At 65.7% G+C, this 19,293-nt stretch carries 21 protein-coding genes and 1 other RNA gene; 9 read left to right on the forward strand and 13 right to left on the reverse strand.

Features of this window, described 5'->3' with window-relative positions:
* Window positions 1–111 precede the first annotated feature (111 nt).
* Window positions 112–858: an SDR family NAD(P)-dependent oxidoreductase gene (locus AB4118_RS15220; RefSeq protein ID WP_069878438.1), complete on the forward strand. Its 747-nt coding sequence runs from the start codon at window positions 112–114 to the stop codon at window positions 856–858.
* Window positions 859–904: 46 nt separating this feature from the next.
* On the opposite strand, the gene AB4118_RS15225 is transcribed toward AB4118_RS15220, so the two are convergent.
* On the reverse strand, window positions 905–1,282 hold the full coding sequence (locus AB4118_RS15225) for a glyoxalase superfamily protein (protein WP_441490518.1): 378 nt from the start codon (window positions 1,280–1,282) through the stop codon (window positions 905–907).
* Between the two features lie 200 nt (window positions 1,283–1,482).
* Here AB4118_RS15225 and AB4118_RS15230 point away from each other — a divergent pair, with 200 nt between their 5' ends.
* Window positions 1,483–2,742, forward strand: coding sequence for an allantoate amidohydrolase (locus tag AB4118_RS15230; RefSeq protein ID WP_441490519.1), 1,260 nt, complete (start codon window positions 1,483–1,485; stop codon window positions 2,740–2,742).
* A gap of 68 nt (window positions 2,743–2,810) precedes the next feature.
* Here AB4118_RS15230 and AB4118_RS15235 read toward each other — a convergent pair whose 3' ends face one another.
* The gene (locus AB4118_RS15235; RefSeq protein WP_441490520.1) at window positions 2,811–4,442 is read right to left on the reverse strand and encodes an HAL/PAL/TAL family ammonia-lyase; all 1,632 of its coding nucleotides are present in this window, start codon (window positions 4,440–4,442) and stop codon (window positions 2,811–2,813) included.
* A gap of 307 nt (window positions 4,443–4,749) precedes the next feature.
* Between AB4118_RS15235 and AB4118_RS15240 the strand changes: the two genes are divergently transcribed.
* The 3 genes from AB4118_RS15240 to hemA all read left to right on the forward strand — a co-directional run bounded on the left by AB4118_RS15240 (window position 4,750) and on the right by hemA (window position 7,621).
* Window positions 4,750–5,373, forward strand: a complete 624-nt coding sequence (locus tag AB4118_RS15240; protein WP_441490521.1) for a 2-hydroxychromene-2-carboxylate isomerase — start codon at window positions 4,750–4,752, stop codon at window positions 5,371–5,373.
* Window positions 5,374–5,518: 145 nt separating this feature from the next.
* Window positions 5,519–6,319 (forward strand): SDR family NAD(P)-dependent oxidoreductase, encoded by an 801-nt coding sequence (locus AB4118_RS15245; RefSeq protein WP_441490522.1) that lies wholly within the window; start codon window positions 5,519–5,521, stop codon window positions 6,317–6,319.
* Window positions 6,320–6,409: 90 nt separating this feature from the next.
* The gene (gene hemA / locus AB4118_RS15250; RefSeq protein ID WP_441490523.1) at window positions 6,410–7,621 is read left to right on the forward strand and encodes a 5-aminolevulinate synthase; all 1,212 of its coding nucleotides are present in this window, start codon (window positions 6,410–6,412) and stop codon (window positions 7,619–7,621) included.
* Window positions 7,622–7,708: 87 nt separating this feature from the next.
* On the opposite strand, the gene AB4118_RS15255 is transcribed toward hemA, so the two are convergent.
* From AB4118_RS15255 to AB4118_RS15305, 11 genes are all read right to left on the reverse strand, one after another.
* Window positions 7,709–8,905 (reverse strand): O-succinylhomoserine sulfhydrylase, encoded by a 1,197-nt coding sequence (locus tag AB4118_RS15255; RefSeq protein ID WP_441490524.1) that lies wholly within the window; start codon window positions 8,903–8,905, stop codon window positions 7,709–7,711.
* Window positions 8,906–9,114: 209 nt separating this feature from the next.
* Window positions 9,115–9,858: a pyrimidine 5'-nucleotidase gene (locus AB4118_RS15260; protein ID WP_441490525.1), complete on the reverse strand. Its 744-nt coding sequence runs from the start codon at window positions 9,856–9,858 to the stop codon at window positions 9,115–9,117.
* 187 nt (window positions 9,859–10,045) lie between these two features.
* A complete protein-coding gene (locus tag AB4118_RS15265; RefSeq protein ID WP_441490526.1) occupies window positions 10,046–10,192 on the reverse strand; it encodes a hypothetical protein in 147 nt (48 codons plus the stop codon).
* A gap of 75 nt (window positions 10,193–10,267) precedes the next feature.
* Window positions 10,268–11,167 carry an acetylglutamate kinase gene (argB, locus tag AB4118_RS15270; RefSeq protein ID WP_043234901.1) on the reverse strand — a complete coding sequence of 300 codons (900 nt, stop codon included), beginning with the start codon at window positions 11,165–11,167 and terminating at the stop codon, window positions 10,268–10,270.
* Between the two features lie 82 nt (window positions 11,168–11,249).
* Window positions 11,250–11,618: a DUF423 domain-containing protein gene (locus tag AB4118_RS15275; protein ID WP_441490527.1), complete on the reverse strand. Its 369-nt coding sequence runs from the start codon at window positions 11,616–11,618 to the stop codon at window positions 11,250–11,252.
* Window positions 11,619–11,726: 108 nt separating this feature from the next.
* Window positions 11,727–12,392, reverse strand: coding sequence for a ribosome biogenesis GTP-binding protein YihA/YsxC (yihA, locus tag AB4118_RS15280; protein WP_441490528.1), 666 nt, complete (start codon window positions 12,390–12,392; stop codon window positions 11,727–11,729).
* 9 nt (window positions 12,393–12,401) lie between these two features.
* Window positions 12,402–13,034 (reverse strand): CatB-related O-acetyltransferase, encoded by a 633-nt coding sequence (locus AB4118_RS15285; protein WP_441490529.1) that lies wholly within the window; start codon window positions 13,032–13,034, stop codon window positions 12,402–12,404.
* A 95-nt stretch (window positions 13,035–13,129) separates the two neighbouring features.
* On the reverse strand, window positions 13,130–15,022 hold the full coding sequence (gene yidC, locus AB4118_RS15290; RefSeq protein ID WP_441490813.1) for a membrane protein insertase YidC: 1,893 nt from the start codon (window positions 15,020–15,022) through the stop codon (window positions 13,130–13,132).
* Window positions 15,023–15,068: 46 nt separating this feature from the next.
* Window positions 15,069–15,512 carry a ribonuclease P protein component gene (rnpA, locus tag AB4118_RS15295; protein WP_441490530.1) on the reverse strand — a complete coding sequence of 148 codons (444 nt, stop codon included), beginning with the start codon at window positions 15,510–15,512 and terminating at the stop codon, window positions 15,069–15,071.
* A gap of 11 nt (window positions 15,513–15,523) precedes the next feature.
* On the reverse strand, window positions 15,524–15,658 hold the full coding sequence (rpmH, locus tag AB4118_RS15300) for a 50S ribosomal protein L34 (protein ID WP_038364779.1): 135 nt from the start codon (window positions 15,656–15,658) through the stop codon (window positions 15,524–15,526).
* Window positions 15,659–16,063: 405 nt separating this feature from the next.
* A complete protein-coding gene (locus AB4118_RS15305; protein WP_441490531.1) occupies window positions 16,064–16,219 on the reverse strand; it encodes a hypothetical protein in 156 nt (51 codons plus the stop codon).
* 12 nt (window positions 16,220–16,231) lie between these two features.
* Between AB4118_RS15305 and ffs the strand changes: the two genes are divergently transcribed.
* From ffs to recR, 4 genes are all read left to right on the forward strand, one after another.
* An RNA gene (gene ffs / locus AB4118_RS15310) (signal recognition particle sRNA small type) lies at window positions 16,232–16,328 on the forward strand.
* 139 nt (window positions 16,329–16,467) lie between these two features.
* A complete protein-coding gene (locus tag AB4118_RS15315; RefSeq protein WP_441490532.1) occupies window positions 16,468–18,321 on the forward strand; it encodes a DNA polymerase III subunit gamma/tau in 1,854 nt (617 codons plus the stop codon).
* Window positions 18,322–18,345: 24 nt separating this feature from the next.
* A complete protein-coding gene (locus AB4118_RS15320) occupies window positions 18,346–18,666 on the forward strand; it encodes a YbaB/EbfC family nucleoid-associated protein (protein ID WP_441490533.1) in 321 nt (106 codons plus the stop codon).
* Between the two features lie 13 nt (window positions 18,667–18,679).
* Window positions 18,680–19,285, forward strand: a complete 606-nt coding sequence (recR, locus tag AB4118_RS15325) for a recombination mediator RecR (RefSeq protein WP_441490534.1) — start codon at window positions 18,680–18,682, stop codon at window positions 19,283–19,285.
* Window positions 19,286–19,293 lie beyond the last annotated feature (8 nt).

Genomic DNA, 19,293 nt, shown 5'->3' on the forward strand with positions numbered 1-19,293 from the left:
CGACGCGCGGCTCTGCCCCGATTTGCGCAGACCGGCATGGCACCGAGCGCGCTGGCCTAGCGGAAATCAGGCCGCTACCGTGCAGTCCGACTTCTCAGCCGGGGGCTTGCCATGAACCAAATCGATTTAGACGGTCGCGTCGCCATTGTGACCGGTGGAGCGCAGGGGATTGGCCGTGCGGTTGCCGAGCGCTTCGCGGCGAGTGGCGCCAAGGTCGAGATCTGGGACCTCGATGGTGCGCTTGCGGCGAAGGCGGCGGGCGAGATCGGCAAGGGCGCGACCGGGATCGCCATCGATGTCACCGATGCTGCGGCCGTGAAGCGGGCGGCCGACGCGCTCGAGGCTCGCCTCGGCAGTGTCGATATCCTCGTCACCAGCGCCGGCATCGCGGGCCCCAACCTGAAGACCTGGGAATACCCGCTCGACGAATGGGCGAAGATCATGCGCCTGAATGTCGATGGCACGCTGCATTGCTGCCAGGCGGTGATACCTGGAATGCTGAAGCGCAATTACGGCCGGCTGGTGCTGGTCGCGTCGATCGCCGGCAAGGAAGGCAACCCCAACGCCTCGGCCTATTCCGCCTCGAAGGCGGCGGTGATCGCCTTGACCAAATCGCTCGGCAAGGAACTCGCCGACAAGGATATCGCGGTCAACTGCATCACGCCCGCGGCGGCGCGGACCCGCATCTTCGACCAGATGAGCGAGGAGCATATCGGCTACATGCTGGCCAAGATCCCGCGCGGCCGTTTCCTGCAGCCTGACGAGGTCGCCTCGATGGTCGGTTTCCTGGCTTCCGCCGAAAACAGCTTCACCACAGGCGCGGTGTTCGATCTGTCGGGCGGGCGCGCGACCTACTGATCCCGATCCGCGCCGCGCGGTTCTGCGCGGCGCGGATCCCCTTCGGTCAGAGGCGCTGGCCGACATTGATCCGGTTGCCGTCCGGATCGGCGAAGACGAAGGACCGCAGCCCGTATTTCTGGTCCCGCAGCCCCTTGATGATGCGCAGCCCTTCGCGCTGGCAAATCGCGTGCAGGGCCTCGGCATCTCCGACCATCAGATGGGCGACGTTGAATGGCGCAGCGGGATGCGTCTTCTGCAGGGTGAGATGCAGTTCGGCTTCATCGCGCTTCAGGATCATGAAGCCGACGGGCACACCGTTCTCGAAGATTTTTCGGAAGCCGAGCACCCGTGTGTAGAAGTCGTGGGCCTTCTCCATGTCGCGTACTGGCAACATAGCGGCAATCCGTCCGAAGCGGATTCCGTGGTCGGTTGGGTCGGTCATGGCAACGTCTCGCGATGGGGAGCCGCTTCATCCGGTACCGGCGGTGCGGCGCGGACGAGTGCTTTCCAGGGGGGTGAAGAGAGACGGTGCTCCGGCTGGATGATTAGCAGGCGGATGGGCCGTCATGCCAGTCATGGAAATTCGATCCTGGGGCGCCTCTGGCTGCTTCCCCCACCGGGCCGATGCGCTATGGTTTCGCCATGACCGCCTCGCTTCCCTCCGCCGCCGTCCTTGGTGCCCGCGCCTTTGCCGCACTCGATGGACTGAACCGCTTCACCGACGAGCCGGGCAAGATCACCCGCCTCTACCTGTCCCCTTCGCATCGGCAGGCTGCCGAGTGGACGAAGGGCGCGATGGAAGTGGCGGGGCTCGACGCCTTCATCGATGCCGCCGGATCGGTCCAGGGCCGACGCGACGGCGCAAAGCCTGGCCTTCCCGCCGTGCTGATCGGCTCGCATATCGATACGGTGAAGGATGGCGGCCGGTTTGACGGCAATCTCGGTGTCATCGCCGGTATCCTTGCAGCACAGGCCCTTCGCGATGCCGGCATCGTCCTGCCCTTCGCGCTGGAGGTCGTCGCCTTCGGGGACGAGGAGACGGTGCGCTTTCCGACCTCCCTTTCGACCTCATCGGCCCTGATCGGGCATTACGATCCGGCCTGGCTCAATTCGCGCGATGAGGATGGCGTGGTGCTGCGCGACGCCCTCGTCGCCTTCGGCGGCGACCCGGCGGGAATTGCTGCGCTGAAGCGCAAGCCCGGCACCGTAATGGCCTATCTCGAAGTCCATATCGAGCAGGGTCCGGTGCTGGAGAGCGAAAACGAGGCCGTCGGCATCGTTACGGCCATCAACGCCCAGAAGCGGGCCCGGGTCCGCGTCACCGGCGAGGCCGGCCATGCCGGGACGGTCCCGATGGCGCTGCGCAAGGATGCACTTGCCGCTGCCGCGGAGATGGCGCTGGCGCTCGAGGACATCGCGGCTGCGCATGAGCAGGCGGTTGGCACGGTCGGTGTGTTCCGGCCCGATCCGGGCGCCACCAATGTCGTGCCCGGCGCGGTCGACTTCTCCATCGATTTCCGTTCTCCGCGCAACGAGACGCTCGCGAGCATGGACAAGGCCATTGCCGAGCGCTTCGCCGCGATCGCGGCTCGGCGCGGTGTCGGGTTGGAGATCACGCCCTATTCGCAGGAAGATGCGACGCCGATGGCGGAGCGGCTGCAGGGGGCCTTTGCGACGGGCATCGCGCGTACGGGCTCGAACCTCGGTGCTCGCCGTCTCCCGTCCGGCGCCGGCCATGACGCCATGGCGATGGCACGCCTCTGTCCCTCAGCCATGCTCTTCGTCCGCTGCGAGAGGGGCATCAGCCATTCTCCGCTCGAGAACATGACCGAACTCGACGCCGGCATCGCGATCCGGGTGCTACTCGAGACCATCCTGGAGCTGGCGCGGCAGGAGGGGTAACCCCTCGTCCTGCTCGGCTGTACGCGCCGAGCAGCTATTTTCGTGCAAAAGCCGCGTGACGGCTGGCCTTACTCGAGCGCCCCGACCACGGCCTCGACCGCCTCGACGATCGCGCCCGAGCGCACCAGCGCCGTCGCCTGATTCATCTCGGCGGCGTACCAGCGGTCGCCATCGAGCGCGGGCGGGATCGTCTCGCGCAAGGCGTCGAGCGCCGCCTGCGTGCCCCGGCCGAGCGGATGGCCCTTGGCGGTCTCCGCGATCAGGGTCAGCGCCTGGCAGGCCATCAGGATTTCCATGGCAATGATCATCTCGACATTTTCGACCACGGTGCGAGCCTTTCGGCCGCACCAGGTCGAGTTCGAGACATGGTCCTCGGCATTCGACTTGCCGGGGATCGAATCGACGGATCCCGGCGACGACAGCGTCCGGTTCTCCATCACCAGCGCCGACATCGAGCACTGCACCGTGGCGAAGCCGGTATTCAGGCCGCGCTTGCCGGCGAGCAGGTTGCGCGGCAGGCCGTAGCTGAGCGTCGGGTCGATCAGCCGGGCGAGGCGGCGCTCGCAGATCGAGCCGAGATCGGTCATGGCAATGGCGAGCAGGTCCATCGCCTGCGCGACGTATTGGCCGTGGAAATGACCGCCGGAGATCACGGTGTAGCTGCCGCTTTCCTCGAAGATCAGCGGGTTGTCCGTGGCCGAGTTGGTCTCGGTGCCGATGACGCGCAGCACGTAGTCGAGGGCCTCGCGTGCCGGACCATGCACCTGCGGGCCGCAGCGCAGCGAATAGACATCCTGCACGCGTGGTGACGGCGGCTTGCCGGGGGTGCGGCCGATCTCGTCGGGGTAGATCGTCTCGCGGGCCGAAGCCGAGCAGCGCTTCGAGCCCTGCGTCAGTTTCAGGATATTGCGGGCCACCAGCCCCTGGCCCGGATGGGGACGCGCGGCGTGGACGCGCGGATCGAAGGCTGCAAGCTCGCCCCGCATCGCCTCCAGCGAAAGCGCGAGCCCGATATCGGCCGCCTTGACCAGGCGTTTGGCATCCTCGCTCGCCAGGACGCCGAGCGCGAGCGAAACCGTCGAGCCGTTGATCAGGGCAGAGGCATCCTTGGCGCCGAGCGGGAAATCCGGTGTGAGGCCAGCCTTCGCCAGCGCATCGCGCGCCGGCATGCGCTTGCCCTTGTAGATCGCTTCGGCTTCGGCGAAGCCACAGACAGCCGCCGACATATGGGCGAGCGGGGCGAGATCGCCGGAGGCGCCGACCGAGCCCTTCTGCGGGATCACCGGGTGCACGCCGGCATTGAGGCAGGCGAGCAGGCGCTCGACGAGCTCGACCTGGGGGCCGGAATAATTCGAGGCGAAGGCATTGGCGCGCAACAGCATGGTGGCGCGCGTCACGTCTTCAGCGAATGGCTCTCCGATGCCGGTCGCGTGCGCGTAGACGCTCTTGCGCTGATATTCGGTCATCTCCGACATCAGCACGCGCTGGTCCTTGAACAGGCCGACACCCGTGTTGAAGGAATACATGAACGGCGCATCGTCGGTCATGAAATGCGCATCGATATGGGCGCGTGTCGCCGCAATGCGCTCGTGTGCCGCCTTGGCGAGGCCGGCCTTCTCGTAGCGACCGGAAGGGCCCGGCCTTGCGACCTTGAGAACCTGCTTGCCCTTGAGCGTGCGCCCGTCGATCGAAACCGCCATGCTCGTCCCTTCCGCGTGGTCCGTTCTGTTTCCTCTGGTCTAGAGCATGGCATCCGAAAGGGGAAACCGGCTTTCCGGCGGTTTTTGCGCCCTAACTCCTTGATCCAAGACGGATTCAGGTTTCAAACCAAGCAGCTTTGCCGTTTCGTGAATAATCGGCCGGTCCTTGTGGCGTGGCTGCAGCAATGAAAACGGCCGTGCACTGATGGGCGAGGTCAAGATTTGGAATTGGTGGCTCAGCCCCCGGCAGCGCATTGTGCGCCGAACGCCTCATCTTGAGCGCTCCTGACAACGGATTCGCCTGCCAATGCCTCGCATGATCGACTATTTCTTCACGCTGTCCTCGCCCTGGGCCTATCTCGGCCATGCGACTTTCCTCGAGACCGCCAAGCGCCATGGCGCGACGGTGACCTACCGGCCGATGCCGGTGCGGGCGGTTTTCGACGAGACGGGCGGACTGCCGCTACCGAAGCGCCACCCCTCGCGCCAGCGCTATCGTCTCGTTGAGCTGCAGCGCTGGCGCGAACGGCGTGGCTTGCCGCTGGTGTTGCAGCCGAAGCATGTGCCGTTCGATCCTTCCCTGGCGGATCGCTTCGTCACCGCCGTGGTGGCGGCTGGCCATGATCCCGATGCGTTCCTGCGCCGCGCCTTCCACACCATCTGGTCGGACGAGCGGGACATGGGCGATCGCTCGGTGATCGCCGGGCTGGCCACTGCGGAGGGGCTTCCGGCCGAGGCCCTGCTGACGGCCGCCGAGAGTGCGGCGAGTTCTGAGCGCTATGAAGCCAATCGCGTCGACGCGATCGCTGCCGGTGTCTTCGGGGCGCCCTCCTATGTGCTCGATGGCGAGGTTTTCTGGGGCCAGGATCGCATCGAACTCCTCGACTCCGCTCTGGCGAGCGGGCGGGCTGCCTATCTCCCGCAAGCCTGATCAGCCTCTCGCAAAGCTGATCTGACGCGACGCCTCGGGTGCCCTGCGCCCGAGGCGCTGGCATGCCGTGCCCCACGCGATATGGTTCAGGAACGCCTCCTTGGCGTGCTCAAGAATTCAATCGATTAAGGGAGAGCCGAGCGCGATGACACAGCATCATTCGACACCGAACTGGCCGCAATTGGCTGATCTCAGGGGCAAGAGAGTACTGATCACCGGGGCCAGCACCGGCATTGGCGCGGCGGCTGCGCGGGCCTTCGGTGCCAATGGCGCTCGCGTCGGCGTTCACTACAATGCCAGCCGTGACAAGGCGCAAGCGGTGGCCCGCGAGATCGAGGCGGCCGGTGGCAAGGCTGTGCTGATTGGCGGCGACGTCACGGAGAGCGGCGAGATTCCGCGCATCATGGCCGAGGCGCTTTCGGGCCTCGGCGGACTCGATGTGCTGATCAACAATGCCGGCGGGTTGGTGAAGCGCGTGCCGGTCACCGATTATGACGATGGCATCATCGACGACATCATCGATCTCAACATCCGCCAGGTCGCGCATTTCATGCGCGAGGCGGCCAGGACCCTGATCGCGCAGGGCACGGGCGGCAGCATCGTCAATGTCAGCTCGGTCGCGGCGCGCATTGGTGGCGGCCCAGGCTCCGTGCTCTACGCCGCCTCAAAGGGGTTCATCTCGACGGCGACCCGCGGCTGGGCTCGCGAACTGGTCAAACACAGGATCCGGGTCAACGCCGTTTCGCCCGGGGTGATCATGACACCGTTCCACGAGCGCTACTCGACCCCCGAGCAACTCGCCGCGATGCAGGCCGGCATCCCGATGGACCGGCTCGGCAAGGCGGATGAATGCGTCGGCGCGTTCCTCTATCTCGCCTCCGAGACACTCGGCAGCTTCGTCACGGGCCAGATTCTCGAGGTCAATGGCGGCCAGTACATGCCGTAACGGTCGTTCCGTAACCGCCCCCGCGACACCGCGCACCATTTCGCGTTAGGCTCCTCTCTCGTAGGAGAGGCCCGTCGCAGGAGGCCACCGATGGACTACGAACACTTCTTCCGCACGGAGCTCGACGCGCTTCGCACGGAGGGACGCTACCGGGTCTTCGCCGATCTGGAGCGAATCGTCGGGCGCTTTCCGCGTGCGCGCTACCATGGCGCGGACGGGCCCCGCGAGATCACGGTCTGGTGTTCCAACGACTATCTCGGCATGGGCCAGCATCCCGACGTGCTGGCCGCGATGCAGGAGGCTCTTGCCGGTTGCGGCGCTGGTGCCGGCGGCACCCGCAATATCAGCGGCACCAACCACTACCATGTGCTGCTTGAGCGGGAACTGGCCGACCTGCACGGCAAGGAGGCAGCGCTTCTCTTCAACTCCGGTTACATGTCGAACTGGGCCTCGCTCTCGACACTGGCCTCCCGGCTCCCGGGCTGCGTCGTCCTGACCGATGCGCTGAACCATGCCTCGATGATCGAGGGCATCCGGCATTCGCGCGCGGAGAAGCTGATCTTCGCCCATAATGATCCCGACGATCTGCGCCGCAAGCTGCAGAGCATCGATCCGGCCCGGCCCAAGCTGATCGCCTTCGAGTCGGTTTATTCGATGGACGGCGATATCGCCCCGGTCGCCGCTTTCTGCGACATCGCCGACGAGTTCGGTGCCATGACCTATATCGACGAGGTCCACGCTGTTGGCCTCTACGGGCCGCGTGGCGGCGGCATCAGCGAGCGCGACGGCCTCAGCGATCGCCTGACCCTGATCGAGGGCACGCTGGCCAAATCCTTCGGCGTGATGGGCGGCTATATCGCTGGCTCGGCCGCGCTCTGCGACTATGTCCGCAGCTTTGCCTCGGGCTTCATCTTCTCGAGCTCCCTGCCGCCGAACCTTGCGGCGGGGGCGCTCGCCGCGATCCGTCATCTCAAGACGAGCTCAGTGGAGCGCGAGCGCCAGGCCGACAGGGTCATGGCGTTTAGGAGTCGGCTCGACGCGGTCGGCATCGCGCATCTCGCCAATCCCAGTCATATCGTCCCGGTGATGGTCGGCGACGCGGGCCTGTGCAAGGCGATCAGCGACGAGCTGCTGGCGCGCTTCGACATCTATGTCCAGCCCATCAACTATCCGACGGTGCCGCGCGGCACCGAGCGGCTGCGCATCACGCCGTCGCCGCTGCACAGCGATGCGGATATCGATCAGCTCGTGGTGGCGCTGACCGAAATCTGGAGCAGGGTGGGACTGAAGCGCGCGGCATAGCCGCGCCGACCTCTCCCGAACGGGAGCTCGGGAACCCATTCCGGAATGCTCTGGGTCCCGGCTCTGCACTTGGCTGAGGGGCGGCCCTCAGACCGCCGCCAACGCACGCTCGAAATCGGCGATCAGGTCGTCGGGATGTTCGAGCCCGACCGAGAAGCGCACCAGCCCGTCGGTGACGCCCATGCTGGCGCGAATCTCCGGCGTGAAGCGCTGATGGGTCGTCGTGGCGGGGTGCACGATCAGGCTCTTGGCATCGCCGAGATTGTTGGAGATGCGGATCAGCTTGAGCGCATTGAGCAGGCGGTAGACGGCCTCCTTGCCGCCACTGACCTCGAAGGCGATCAGGGTCGAGGGACCGCTCATCTGGCGCGCAATGATCTCGGCTTGCGGATGATTGGGGTCGCCCGGAAAGATCACTTTCGGCAGCTTGGGCTGCTTGGCCAGCCAGGCCGCAAGGATCGCGGCGCTCTGCGCCTGCCGGTTGACGCGCAGCGGCAGCGTCTCCAGGGCCTTCAGCATCACCCAGGCGTTGAAGGGCGACATCGCCGGCCCGGTCTGGCGCAGAAAGGTCTGGATCTCGCTCTGGATCAATTCCTCCGAGGCGAGGACCAGTCCGCCGAGGCAGCGGCCTTGCCCGTCGATATGCTTCGTTGCCGAGTAGACGACGCAGTCGGCACCGAGTTCGAGCGGACGTTGGAAGAGCGGGGTCGCGAAGACATTGTCGACCACGAGCTTGGCGCCGACCTCCTTCGCCAGCGCGGCGACGGCCGCGATGTCGATGACCTCGAGTGTCGGGTTCGCGGGGCTTTCCAGGAAGAAGACCTTGGTGTTGGGCTGCACGGCCTTCCGCCAGGCCTCGATATCGGGGCCGTTCACCAGCGTCGATTCCACGCCGTAGCGCGGCAGATGATCCTCGACGACATAGCGACAGGAGCCGAACAGGGCCTGCGCCGCGACGACGTGGTCGCCAGCACGCACCAGGCTCATCACTGCTGCCGTCACGGCGGCCATGCCGGTCGCCGTAGCGCGGCAGGCTTCGGCCCCCTCGAAGGCGGCCATGCGCTGTTCCAGCATGGTCACGGTCGGGTTCGAGAAGCGGGCATATTGGAAGCCCGGATCCTTGTTCAGGAAGCGCGCCTCGCATTGCTCGGCGCTGTCATAGACATGGCCCTGCGTCAGGAAGAGCGCTTCCGACGTCTCGCCGAACTGCGAGCGCAGGGTGCCGGCATGAACCAGCCGCGTTTCGGGATGCAGCGCCTTTGCGCCAGCGTCTGGGCCTGACATGAACTGAACTCCGACCGTTCGTTATAACGGACAAGGGGAATAACAGCTCAGCCATCGTTCGTAAAGACGGACAAAAATTCTCCGGAAGGAACGCCCGAGATCTGCGCCTTAGATCATCGGGCCGGATATAGTATCCGGTCCGTTGATCTAACTATCTGTGATTGCATCGGCTTCCCCGAAAACCGCAATCCACTTTTCGGGCCGATGTCTTAGCGTGACGGTTTCGGCGGGCGCCCGAGCGGGGTGAGGAAGCCGGTGAGGTCGGTCGTGACGTGGTGGACATGGCCGGCTTCAATCGCGGCCTGCTCCCAGGCTTCGCGGAACGGGTCCGGCGTCTGCGGCAGGATCAGCACGGTCTTCATGCCGAGCGCGTTGGGGACCAGCAGGTTCCTCTCGATGTCCTCGAACATGGCGGCGCGGCTGGGATCGACCGCATGTTTCGCCAGGAAATGCTCATAGGTCGCGCGCTCGGGTTTGGGCAGGAAGCCAGCCTCGACGATGTCGAAGATGTCCTCGAAATGGTGGAGGATACCGAGCTTGCCCGCGACATTCTCGGCATGTCCGCGCGAGCCGTTGGTGAGGATGAGCTTGCGCCCCGGTAGGGCGGCGATGGCGTCGCCAAGCGCGGGGTTGGGATCGAGCAGGGAGAGGTCGATCTGGTGCGCGAAATCGAGGAAATCGTCGGGATCGACGCCGTGTTCCTCCATCAATCCCTTCAGGGTCGTGCCGTAGCGCTGGTAATAGTATTTCTGCAGCGCCCGCGACGACAGCCCGTCGAGCCCGAACAGCTCGCCGAGGAACAGCGTGATGCGCTCATCGACCTGCGGCCAGACTTTTGCCTCGTGCGAATAGAGCGTGTTGTCGAGATCGAAAACCCAGTGCTCGACATGCGCAAAGGCTTCCGCATTCGGCAGGAGCGGCGTAACGGCGGATATGATCGGTTTCTGATTCATGGGCTATGTCATGTGGCGACGTCAGCGTCGCATGCAAGTCTTCCGCAAAGGTTTACCGACGTGCGACGACACTGGCCGATCGGCGGTCAGGCTGCTGACCCGCGATCAGAGCAATGATCAGGCGGTTCTCTCAAGCGCCGCATGTGGCGTGAACGGGTCGCGCATGAGACACATGCGGCCCGTCTCCCTACCTTTCGTCCCGAAATGACCTGGCGCTTCGCGCCGGGACACGCGCGATATCCTCTCGCCGTCGTGACGTGGTGCGGACGAGTGCAAGACCGACCATGGCCAGCGAGAGGCCGAGGCCGAGCGCGATGGTGATCGAGTAACCCATGATGGCTCCTCCCGAGACGCCCCCGGGAGGATGATGAACCTGTCGTTGCCGGCACGCATCACCGGCAAAGGTGGATCACCTTCTGATGATGGTGCCCGAGCCGGTATCGGTGAAAAGCTCGATCAGCGCCGCGTGCGGGATCTTTCCGTCAAGGATGACGACCGCCTCGACGCCCTTTTCGAGCGCGTAGATGCAGGTCTCGATCTTCGGGATCATGCCGCCGGAGATGGTGCCGTCCGCGATCAGGCGGCGGCATTGCTCCACCGTAAGCTCCGGAATCAGGTTCTTGTCCTTGTCGAGCACGCCGGGCACATCGGTCAGCAGCAGCAGGCGCTTGGCGTTGAGTGCACCGGCTATCGCGCCCGCAAAGGTATCGGCATTGACGTTGTAGGTCTGGCCGTCGGCGGCGGCACAGACTGGTGCCAGCACGGGGATCAGCTCCGCCTTCAGCACGGCCTCCAGCACGCTGATGTTCACCGCTTCAGGCTCGCCTACAAAGCCAAGATCGAGCACCTGCTCGATCTTGGAATCGGGATCGACGACGGTGCGGGTCACCTTGCGGGCGGTCACCATATTGCCGTCCTTGCCGCAGAGCCCGATCGCCTTGCCACCCTCGCGCGAGATGTAGCCGACGATCTCCTTGTTGACCGAGCCGGCCAGAACCATCTCGACGACATCGACGGTTGCGCGGTCGGTGACCCGCAGGCCCTGCTTGAACTCCGACTTGATGCCGAGCTTGTCGAGCATGCGGGCGATCTGCGGGCCGCCGCCATGGCAAACGACCGGCTTCAAGCCGGACTGCTCGAGCAGGACGATATCCTCGGCAAAATCCTCGGCGGTCGCGGCATCGCCCATGGCGTTGCCGCCATATTTGATCACGATGATTTCCTGATCGTAGCGCTGCATATGCGGCAGCGCCTGAACCAGCAGTTCTGCCGATTGCGACGGCGTCAGGTGGACGGCGGGATTGATCATCGGCAGGCTCCGCGGGACGCGAGGATCGCGCGCCGGGCCTTCTAGCCGAAGAATGCCCGGGGCGGAAGCCGGCGGGCGCGGTTCAGCTACGCCGCGCGAACAGGGCAGAGAAGGCCAGAGCGAGCCAGCCGGCCAGCATCAGGAAGCCGCCAGCAGGTGCGGCGCCCGCAAAGAGCCGCTCATCATAGAAGCCACGCCGGGTGAGATCGGCGGCAAAGAGCGCGACGCCGAGGATGATGACGGAGAGCGCGACACGCGCCAGCAGGTCGGAGAGCAACCCGGCCTTGCGTGCGGCCGTTGCGCCCAGGATCACGGGAGCGTGGGTCAGCAGCATCTGGCCGGCGGTCTGGAGGCCGCTCGTGCCTGGGCCATGCGCTGCCGCAGCCAGGAGCGTCACGCCCGCAAGGCCCATCAGCGCGGCCAGCGTGAGATGAATCTTTGCGGCGCTCATGGCAGGATCACTTTCTCTGGACCGGACCGAAATGCTGGCGTGCGGGGGCTCGCGAGGAGGACTGGCCGGATTGCCTCGCCTCCCTCACCATCACGGCAGCCGCGAGGCTTATGCCCGCTCTGCCAATACGCGCGCGATCGCTGCGCGCAGCTCCGGAATGCCGAGGCCCTTTTCGCTCGAGGTGAGCAGCACCTCGGGGAAGGCGGCCGGCCGGCGCTTGATCTCGTCGAAGGTCGCTTCCTGCATGAACTGCTGGTCGGCCTTCTTGATCGCGTCGCCCTTGGTCAGCACGACCTGATAGGAGACGGCGGCCTTGTCGAGCGTCTCCAGCACCGCGCCGTCGACATCCTTGATGCCATGGCGGGCGTCGATCAGCACATAGACCCGCATCAGGTTGGAGCGGCCGCGCAGATATTCGTGAATCAGATTGGTCCAGGCCGCGACCTTGTCGCGCCCGACGGCGGCATAGCCGTAGCCGGGCATGTCGACGATGGTCAGGCGCTCATCATGCCCGACCTGGCGGAAGAAATTGAGCTGCTGGGTACGGCCCGGCGTATGCGAGGTCCGCGCCAGCGCGTTGCGCCGCGTCAGAGCATTGATCAGGCTCGACTTGCCGACATTGGAGCGCCCGGCAAAGGCGATCTCCTGGCCGACCATGGGGGGCAGGTCGTCGATCTTGGTCGAGGCCCAGACGAAATCCCAGGGACCTTCGAAGAGCTTGCGAGCGCTCTCGATCTCGTCCGGAGTGAAGGGGGTTGTCGTGCTTGCTGTCATGGGTCCTGCCTACACGGCGGCGCGCAAGGCGTCGATGTTGGCGCCGGCGATTGCACCGAGATTGCGGGAGATTGTCTCTGCATCCCAATCCCACCAACGTATGGCGAGGAGTTCCGCGATCGTCTCGGCCGGGAAGCGCATCTTTACGATCTGACCGGGATTGCCGACAACCACCGCATAGGCTGGCACATCGCGCGAGACCTGGGCCCGTGTCCCGATGATGGCGCCGTCGCCAATCGTCACGCCGGGCATGATCACCGCCTCGCGGCCGATCCAGACATCATTGCCGATCACCGTGTCGCCACGCAGGCCAAGCTTGTCCGGCGTCATCTCGGGAGCGCCCTCGAATCCGAACATCTGGAATGGATAGGTCGAGAAGCCGCTCATCGGGTGGTTCGCGCCATTCATGATGAACTGTGCCGCCTGGGCGATGGCAACGAATTTTCCGATGATCAGCCGGTCGCCGATGAAGTCGAAGTGATAGCGCACGCAGCGGCCGACGAAGTGCTCCGGCCCGCGCGAGTCGTCATAATAGCTGTAGTCGCCGACCTCGATCAGCGGGTGGTCGACGACGGCCTTCAGGAAGGCCGTGCCCTTCCAGCCCGGGATCGGGTGAAGGGTCCGCGGATCGGGAAGCGGCATGGAGGCTCCCTTTCGAAGGCAGCGTGAACGAGGTCCGAAAAAAGCAAAAAGCCCCCCTCCCGAGGGAGAGGGGCGTCGCGTCGCAGCCCGGAGGCTTACTTCGCCTTGTTGCTGTTCGCCGGCTTTCCGGGCGCCGGCGTCGCCGTTGCTGCCGCCGCAGCCGGCTTCTTGCTGAACATGCTCTTCAGATTGTCGAACAGTTCGATCTTCACACCGTGCTTGCGCATGATGAAGCCCTGCTGGACGATCGAGAGCAGGTTGTTCCAGCTCCAGTAGATCACCAGACCGGCCGGGAACGAGCCGAGCAGGAAGGTGAAGAACACCGGCATCCAGGTGAACATCATCTTCTGCACCGGATCCGGCGGCTCCGGGTTCATCTTCATCTGGATGAACATGGTGATGCCCATGAAGATCGGCCAAGCGCCAATCATCAGCATCGCGGGCACGGCGAAGGGCAGCAGCCCGAACAGGTTGAAGACCGAGGTCGGATCGGGCGCGGCAAGATCCTTGATCCAGCCGAAGAACGGCGCGTGCCGCATCTCGATGGTGATGAACAGGATCTTGTAGAGCGCAAAGAAGACCGGGATCTGCACCAGCACCGGCCAGCAGCCGGCGAGCGGGTTGATCTTCTGGGTCTTGTACAGCTCCATCAGAGCCTGCTGCTGCTTCATCTTGTCGTCGGCGTAGCGCTCGCGAATGGCGAGCATCTCCGGCTGCACCGCCTTCATCTTCGCCATCGAGGCGTAGGACTTGTTGGCGAGCGGGAAGAACAGGGCCTTGAGCAGCACGGTGACGATCAGGATCGAGACGCCGAAATTGCCGACGTGCTTGTAGACCCAGTCCATCACGAAGAAGAGCGGCTTGGTGATGAAATAGAACCAGCCCCAGTCGATCATCAGCTCGAAGCGCTTGATGCCGAGATTCTTCTCGTAGCCGTCGATGGCCGCGACTTCCTTGGCGCCGGCGAAGAGCCGGGCATTGGCGGTCGCGCTGGCGCCCGGCGCGACCGTGACGGCCTCGCCCAGGAAATCGGCCTGGTAGGTGTGCGAATTGCCGGTCTGGACCGAGGAATAGCGCCCGTCATACTTGCGCTGCTGATCGGGGATGACCGCGGCCGCCCAGTACTTGTCGGTGATGCCGAGGAAGCCGCCGACGGCGTCCTTCCAGACCTTGCCGGTGGTGCCGGGCGAGAGCGCCGGCTCCTTGTCGATCTTGTCGTAGGTGTATTCCTGCAGGCCCTGCTCGCCGAGATTGCCGACGAGGCCTTCGTGCAGCACGTAGTAGCCGAGCGTATGCGGCTTGCCGTGGCGAACCACCTGGCCGAACGGATACAGCGTGACCGGCGCACCGCCCTTGTTCTCGACCTCGTCGCGGATCGAGAACATGGCGTTGTCATCGACCGAGATCATCCGCTTGAACAACAGGCCCTGGCCATTGTCCCAGGTCAGCGTCAGCGGCGTACCGGGGCGCAGCACTTGGGCGTCCGCGGTCCAGACGGTCGTCGCATTCGGCAGCACCACATTGGCGCCGGGTGCGGCGACCCAGCCGAAATCGGAATAATAGGCGTTGGGTCCGCCGAGCGGCGAGAGCAGCACGATGTTCGGGCTGCTGCGGTCTACGGTCTCGTGATAGGCCCTGAGCGAGACGTCATCGATGCGCGCGCCGGTGAGCGAGATCGAGCCGGCGATCTTGGGCGTGTCGATCTTGACGCGCGGACCGCGTGCGAGCGCCTGCTCGCGGGTCTCGACAGCAGCGACGGCCTGGGCCGTGCCGGGAGCGGCGGTCGCTGCCGGCTGGCCTGGAACGGTCGCCGGAGCCGGAGTAGCCGACGAGCCCGGCTGGGCCGTCTGGGTCTGCGCCTGCTGGCTCTGCTGCGCGGCCTGCTTCTGCTTTTCCATCTGCGGCACGCCGTAGAAGAACTGCCAGCCGAGCAGCACGACCACCGACAGGGTGATCGCCAGAAGCAGGTTGCGATTGTCTTCTTTCATCATGACCGGAAACGGATCTCGCTGAATGCCCCGAAGGGCTTTTGGCCTAAGGCTGGGGACGGGTGCCACCACTGGTGGGGCGCTTATCGGTCGGCCTGCGGCCGGGTTTTGCGGGTCTGGCGCGATCGAGCGCGACGGAAAGATCGGCGATCAGCGCGGAAAACGGAGCTGTCAGCACCTCGCGCCGCGCGACGATCACGAGATCGCAGGGCCGGTCGGCCTGGGCGGCAAGGGCTTGTTTCGCGGCGGCGCGCAGACGGCGCCGGATGCGGTTGCGCTCAACGGCATCGCCGACCTTGCGGGAAGCGGTCAGGCCGAGGCGCAGGCCGTGACGGCCTTCTTCACCCGCGGCATCGCGCACCTGCGCCGTGAAGGCAGGCGAACGAAAACGGCGGCCATGCTCGGCCGCCGCCAGAAACTGTTTGCGTTCGGTCAGACGGGCGTGGCGCATGGCGATGGGCCTGTCTTCCGGAAACGGCGCGCAGGTCACGCGCCGGTCGCTCAGGCCGACAGGCGCTTGCGGCCATGCGCCCGGCGGGCGGCGATGACCTTGCGGCCACCCTTTGTCGCCATACGGGCGCGGTAACCGTGGCGGCGCTTGCGAACCAGCTTGCTGGGTTGATAGGTTCTCTTCACGGTCCGTCTCCGGGGCCTTGTTCCGGCATGGCGACCGGGTTCCCGCTGGGGAAAATCGGCCGGCCAAGCCTGTCATGCAAAAGGGGCGGCGCCGCCCGAAAGGCTGCGCAGGTCGCGGGCTTATGGCGGAAGGGCGGGGGCGAGTCAATGCCGAAGGCGCATCCTGCGACGATGCCGCGCGGATCGACAGGCCCGGCTCCTCGGCCCGCCCGTGCCTTGAAGACGTTGATCAACAGGAGCCGCGACGCAGTCGGCGTGCAGAGGGCCTTCGATCGTGAAAAGAGGCAGGGCGTCGCCAGGGGCCGCCCGTGCGGCAAGGCTGACGACGCCGAGGTTCATCGGGCCGGCTCTGTCATAGAGCGGCTCGCGCCGGCGCTGGGGAGGCGGCCGAGCGGCTGGTTTCGGTCAGATGCGATCCTTGATGCCCATGCGCAACATCTCTTCGCGCGGCAAAATCATCTCTTCGCGCGGCAAAATCTCTTCGCGCGGTAGGAGGGGAAGCGCCCGGGCGAACTGCGCGACAAGGCGTAGCTCGCGCTTGCGCTCTCGATCGACATGCACGATATAGCGCCCGGGAGGTTGGCGAGGGACGTCTCACTCGCCAACCGGGTCAGGTCCGGAAGGAAGCAGCCCTAACGAGACCGAACGGGTCTTCGTCCAGCCTCCCACTTTGCGGCTGCCTTGCGCGCTGCTCCCGCTTGCCAGGTCTTCGATCCAAGCCTTGGATCGGGGCCGCTCCTGCCTCGTCCCGGCCGGAGTATTGCAAGTCCGGCGTTGACCGTCGCCTCCCGATTGGCGAAAGCATGCGGATGACCGACGAGACCGCCGCTGCCGATTCCGTTGAAGAGCTGGGTTTTCCCGGCCTCGCGCCAGCGCCCGTCGCGACCGCGGCGCCTTACCGGGTGCTTGCGCGCAAATACCGTCCGGCCCATTTCGGCGACCTGATCGGCCAGGACGCCATGGTGCGTACTCTGACCAACGCCTTCGCCGCCGGCCGCATCCCGCAGGCATGGATGCTGACGGGCGTCCGCGGTGTCGGCAAGACGACCACGGCCCGCATCCTGGCGCGTGCCCTGAATTTCCAGAGCGCGGATGGGGCGGGTGGGCCGACCACCGATCTCTCGCGTTTCGGCTTGCATTGCCGCGAAATCATCGAGGGCAGGCATATCGACGTGATGGAGATCGATGCCGCCTCGAACAATGGCGTCGACAATATCCGCCAGATCAACGACAGCGTGCGCTATGCGCCGGTCTCCGCACGCTACAAGGTCTACATCATCGACGAAGTGCACATGATGACCGGGGCGGCGTTCAATGCCTTCCTCAAGACCCTGGAAGAGCCGCCGCCGCACGCAAAGTTCATCTTCGCCACCACCGAGATCCGCAAGGTGCCGGTGACGGTGCTGTCGCGCTGCCAGCGTTTCGATCTGCGCCGGGTCGATGGCAGCCTGCTCGTCGGCCATCTCTCGAACATCTGCAAGGCCGAAGGGGTCGACGCCGAAGAGGAGGCGCTCGGTGCCGTCGCCCGCGCCGCCGAAGGCTCGGTTCGCGATTCTCTCTCGATCCTCGACCAGGCCATCGCCCATGCGGCCGGCCGAATCACGCTCGAGGATGTGCGCTCCATGCTCGGCCTCGCCGACCGGGCCCGCGTCATCGACCTGTTCGAGTCGGTGATGAAGGGCGATATCGCGGCGGCGCTCGGTGAACTCAGGGCGCAATATGATGCCGGTGCCGATCCGGTCGTGGTGCTGACCGATCTCGCCGAGTTCACCCATCTGGTGACGCGTCTGAAGCTCGTGCCCGAAGCCGCCCGGGATAACGGCCTGAGCCAGGCCGAGCGCGTGCGCGGCAGTGATTTCGCGGCCCGACTGTCGGTGCGCGTGCTGGCCCGCGCCTGGCAGATGCTGTTGCGCGGCATGGCTGAGGTGAAACAGGCCGACAGGCCGGTGATGGCGGCCGAGATGGTGCTGGTCCGTCTCACCCATGCGGCCGACCTGCCGACGCCCGACGAGGCCATGCGGATGCTGCGCGACGGCAATGGCTCTCCCGCCGGATCGGGCAATGGCGGGGGGGGCGCAGCGCCCCGCCCTCCCTCCGGTGGCGGCAACACGGCGCTCGCGGCACGGCCTGTGCTCGCCAGCGCGAACCCCGCGCCCGCTGCCGCCCCTCGTGCGGTTGCGGCCCCGGCCGTGCTCGTCGCTTCGATCGAAGATATCGTCGCGCTCGCCTCGCAGAATCGCGACATCACCTTGAAGATTGCGCTCGAGCGCGATGTGCGGCCCGTTCGCTTCGAACAGGGGCGGATCGAGTTCGCCCTGGTCGAAGGTGGTTCACGCACGCTCGCCAATGATCTGTCGCGCCGCCTCAAGGAATGGACGGGACAGACCTGGATGGTCGTCATCGTCAATACGGAGGGGGGCGCGACGCTGCGCGAGCAGGCCGTTGCCGCCAAAGACCAGCGCGAGAGCGACGCTGCCGCTCATCCAGCGGTGAAGGCTGTCCTGGAGCGCTTTCCCGGCGCCCGCATTGTCAACGTGCGCGATCCGCGCGCGGCTGAAGCTGCCGAGGCGCAATCCTCGGGCTCGGCCGACGATGATTACATGTCTGATGCCGAGCCGCTGTTCGACGACAGCGAGCCGGATTTCGACGGCGTCGATTTCTGACACTTTCGCATACGGAGAGACACCATGCGCGACATGATGGGCCTGATGAAGCAGGCGCAGCAGATGCAGCAGAAGATGGCCGATGTTCAGGCCGAGCTCGACACGATCGAGGTCGAGGGCGCCTCCGGCGGCGGCATGGTCACCGTGACGATGACCGCCAAGGGCGCGCTCAAGTCGGTCCGGATCGACCCGAGCCTGATGATGGCCGACGAGCGCGAGATACTCGAGGATCTGATCGTCGCGGCCAGCACCGACGCCCGCGCCCGCGCCGAGCGGGTGATGCAGGAGCGCATGGCTGAGATCACCAAGGGCCTGCCGATCCCGCCCGGCATGAAACTGCTCTGAGCTGCAGGCCCGCATGTCACGCGCCATTGCCGGCCCCGAGATCGAGCGGCTGATTCAGCTTCTCGCCAAGCTGCCGGGCCTCGGGCCGCGTTCGGCCCGGCGCGCTGCCCTGCATCTCGTCAAGAAGCGCGAGCAGCTTCTGGGCCCGCTCGCCGAGGCCATGGCGACCGCGCGCGAACGCATCGTCGTCTGCACGACCTGCGGCAATATCGATACCAGCAATCCCTGCTCGGTCTGTCGCGACGCCCGCCGCGACGATGGGGTGATCGTCGTCGTCGCGGACGTCTCCGACCTATGGGCGCTCGAGCGCTCGGGCGCTGTTTCAGGGCGCTATCATGTTCTGGGCGGCGTGCTCTCGGCGCTCGACGGCATCCGGCCCGAGCACCTGACGCTCGATGCGCTGGTGGCCCGTGCCTCCGACCCGGCCGTGAAGGAGGTCATCCTGGCGCTCAACGCCACGGTCGACGGGCAGACCACGGCGCATTTCATCACCGATCTGCTTGCCCATTTGCCGGTCAAGGTGACGAAGCTCGCCCATGGCGTGCCGGTCGGCGGCGAGCTCGACTATCTCGACGACGGCACGCTCGCTGCCGCCATTCGCCAGCGCACGGGCTTCTGATCCGGGCT

Source organism: Allobosea sp. 2RAB26 (genome assembly GCF_052115465.1).
Classification (GTDB): Bacteria; Pseudomonadota; Alphaproteobacteria; order Rhizobiales; family Beijerinckiaceae; genus Allobosea.

Coding starts and splice junctions, on each gene's coding strand:
- AB4118_RS15220 (WP_069878438.1), top strand. CDS start 112: ATGAACCAAATCGATTTAGACGGTCGCGTCGCCATTGTGACCGGTGGA.
- AB4118_RS15225 (WP_441490518.1), bottom strand. CDS start 1,282: ATGACCGACCCAACCGACCACGGAATCCGCTTCGGACGGATTGCCGCT.
- AB4118_RS15230 (WP_441490519.1), top strand. CDS start 1,483: ATGACCGCCTCGCTTCCCTCCGCCGCCGTCCTTGGTGCCCGCGCCTTT.
- AB4118_RS15235 (WP_441490520.1), bottom strand. CDS start 4,442: ATGGCGGTTTCGATCGACGGGCGCACGCTCAAGGGCAAGCAGGTTCTC.
- AB4118_RS15240 (WP_441490521.1), top strand. CDS start 4,750: ATGCCTCGCATGATCGACTATTTCTTCACGCTGTCCTCGCCCTGGGCC.
- AB4118_RS15245 (WP_441490522.1), top strand. CDS start 5,519: ATGACACAGCATCATTCGACACCGAACTGGCCGCAATTGGCTGATCTC.
- hemA (WP_441490523.1), top strand. CDS start 6,410: ATGGACTACGAACACTTCTTCCGCACGGAGCTCGACGCGCTTCGCACG.
- AB4118_RS15255 (WP_441490524.1), bottom strand. CDS start 8,905: ATGTCAGGCCCAGACGCTGGCGCAAAGGCGCTGCATCCCGAAACGCGG.
- AB4118_RS15260 (WP_441490525.1), bottom strand. CDS start 9,858: ATGAATCAGAAACCGATCATATCCGCCGTTACGCCGCTCCTGCCGAAT.
- AB4118_RS15265 (WP_441490526.1), bottom strand. CDS start 10,192: ATGGGTTACTCGATCACCATCGCGCTCGGCCTCGGCCTCTCGCTGGCC.
- argB (WP_043234901.1), bottom strand. CDS start 11,167: ATGATCAATCCCGCCGTCCACCTGACGCCGTCGCAATCGGCAGAACTG.
- AB4118_RS15275 (WP_441490527.1), bottom strand. CDS start 11,618: ATGAGCGCCGCAAAGATTCATCTCACGCTGGCCGCGCTGATGGGCCTT.
- yihA (WP_441490528.1), bottom strand. CDS start 12,392: ATGACAGCAAGCACGACAACCCCCTTCACTCCGGACGAGATCGAGAGC.
- AB4118_RS15285 (WP_441490529.1), bottom strand. CDS start 13,034: ATGCCGCTTCCCGATCCGCGGACCCTTCACCCGATCCCGGGCTGGAAG.
- yidC (WP_441490813.1), bottom strand. CDS start 15,022: ATGAAAGAAGACAATCGCAACCTGCTTCTGGCGATCACCCTGTCGGTG.
- AB4118_RS15315 (WP_441490532.1), top strand. CDS start 16,468: ATGACCGACGAGACCGCCGCTGCCGATTCCGTTGAAGAGCTGGGTTTT.
- AB4118_RS15320 (WP_441490533.1), top strand. CDS start 18,346: ATGCGCGACATGATGGGCCTGATGAAGCAGGCGCAGCAGATGCAGCAG.
- recR (WP_441490534.1), top strand. CDS start 18,680: ATGTCACGCGCCATTGCCGGCCCCGAGATCGAGCGGCTGATTCAGCTT.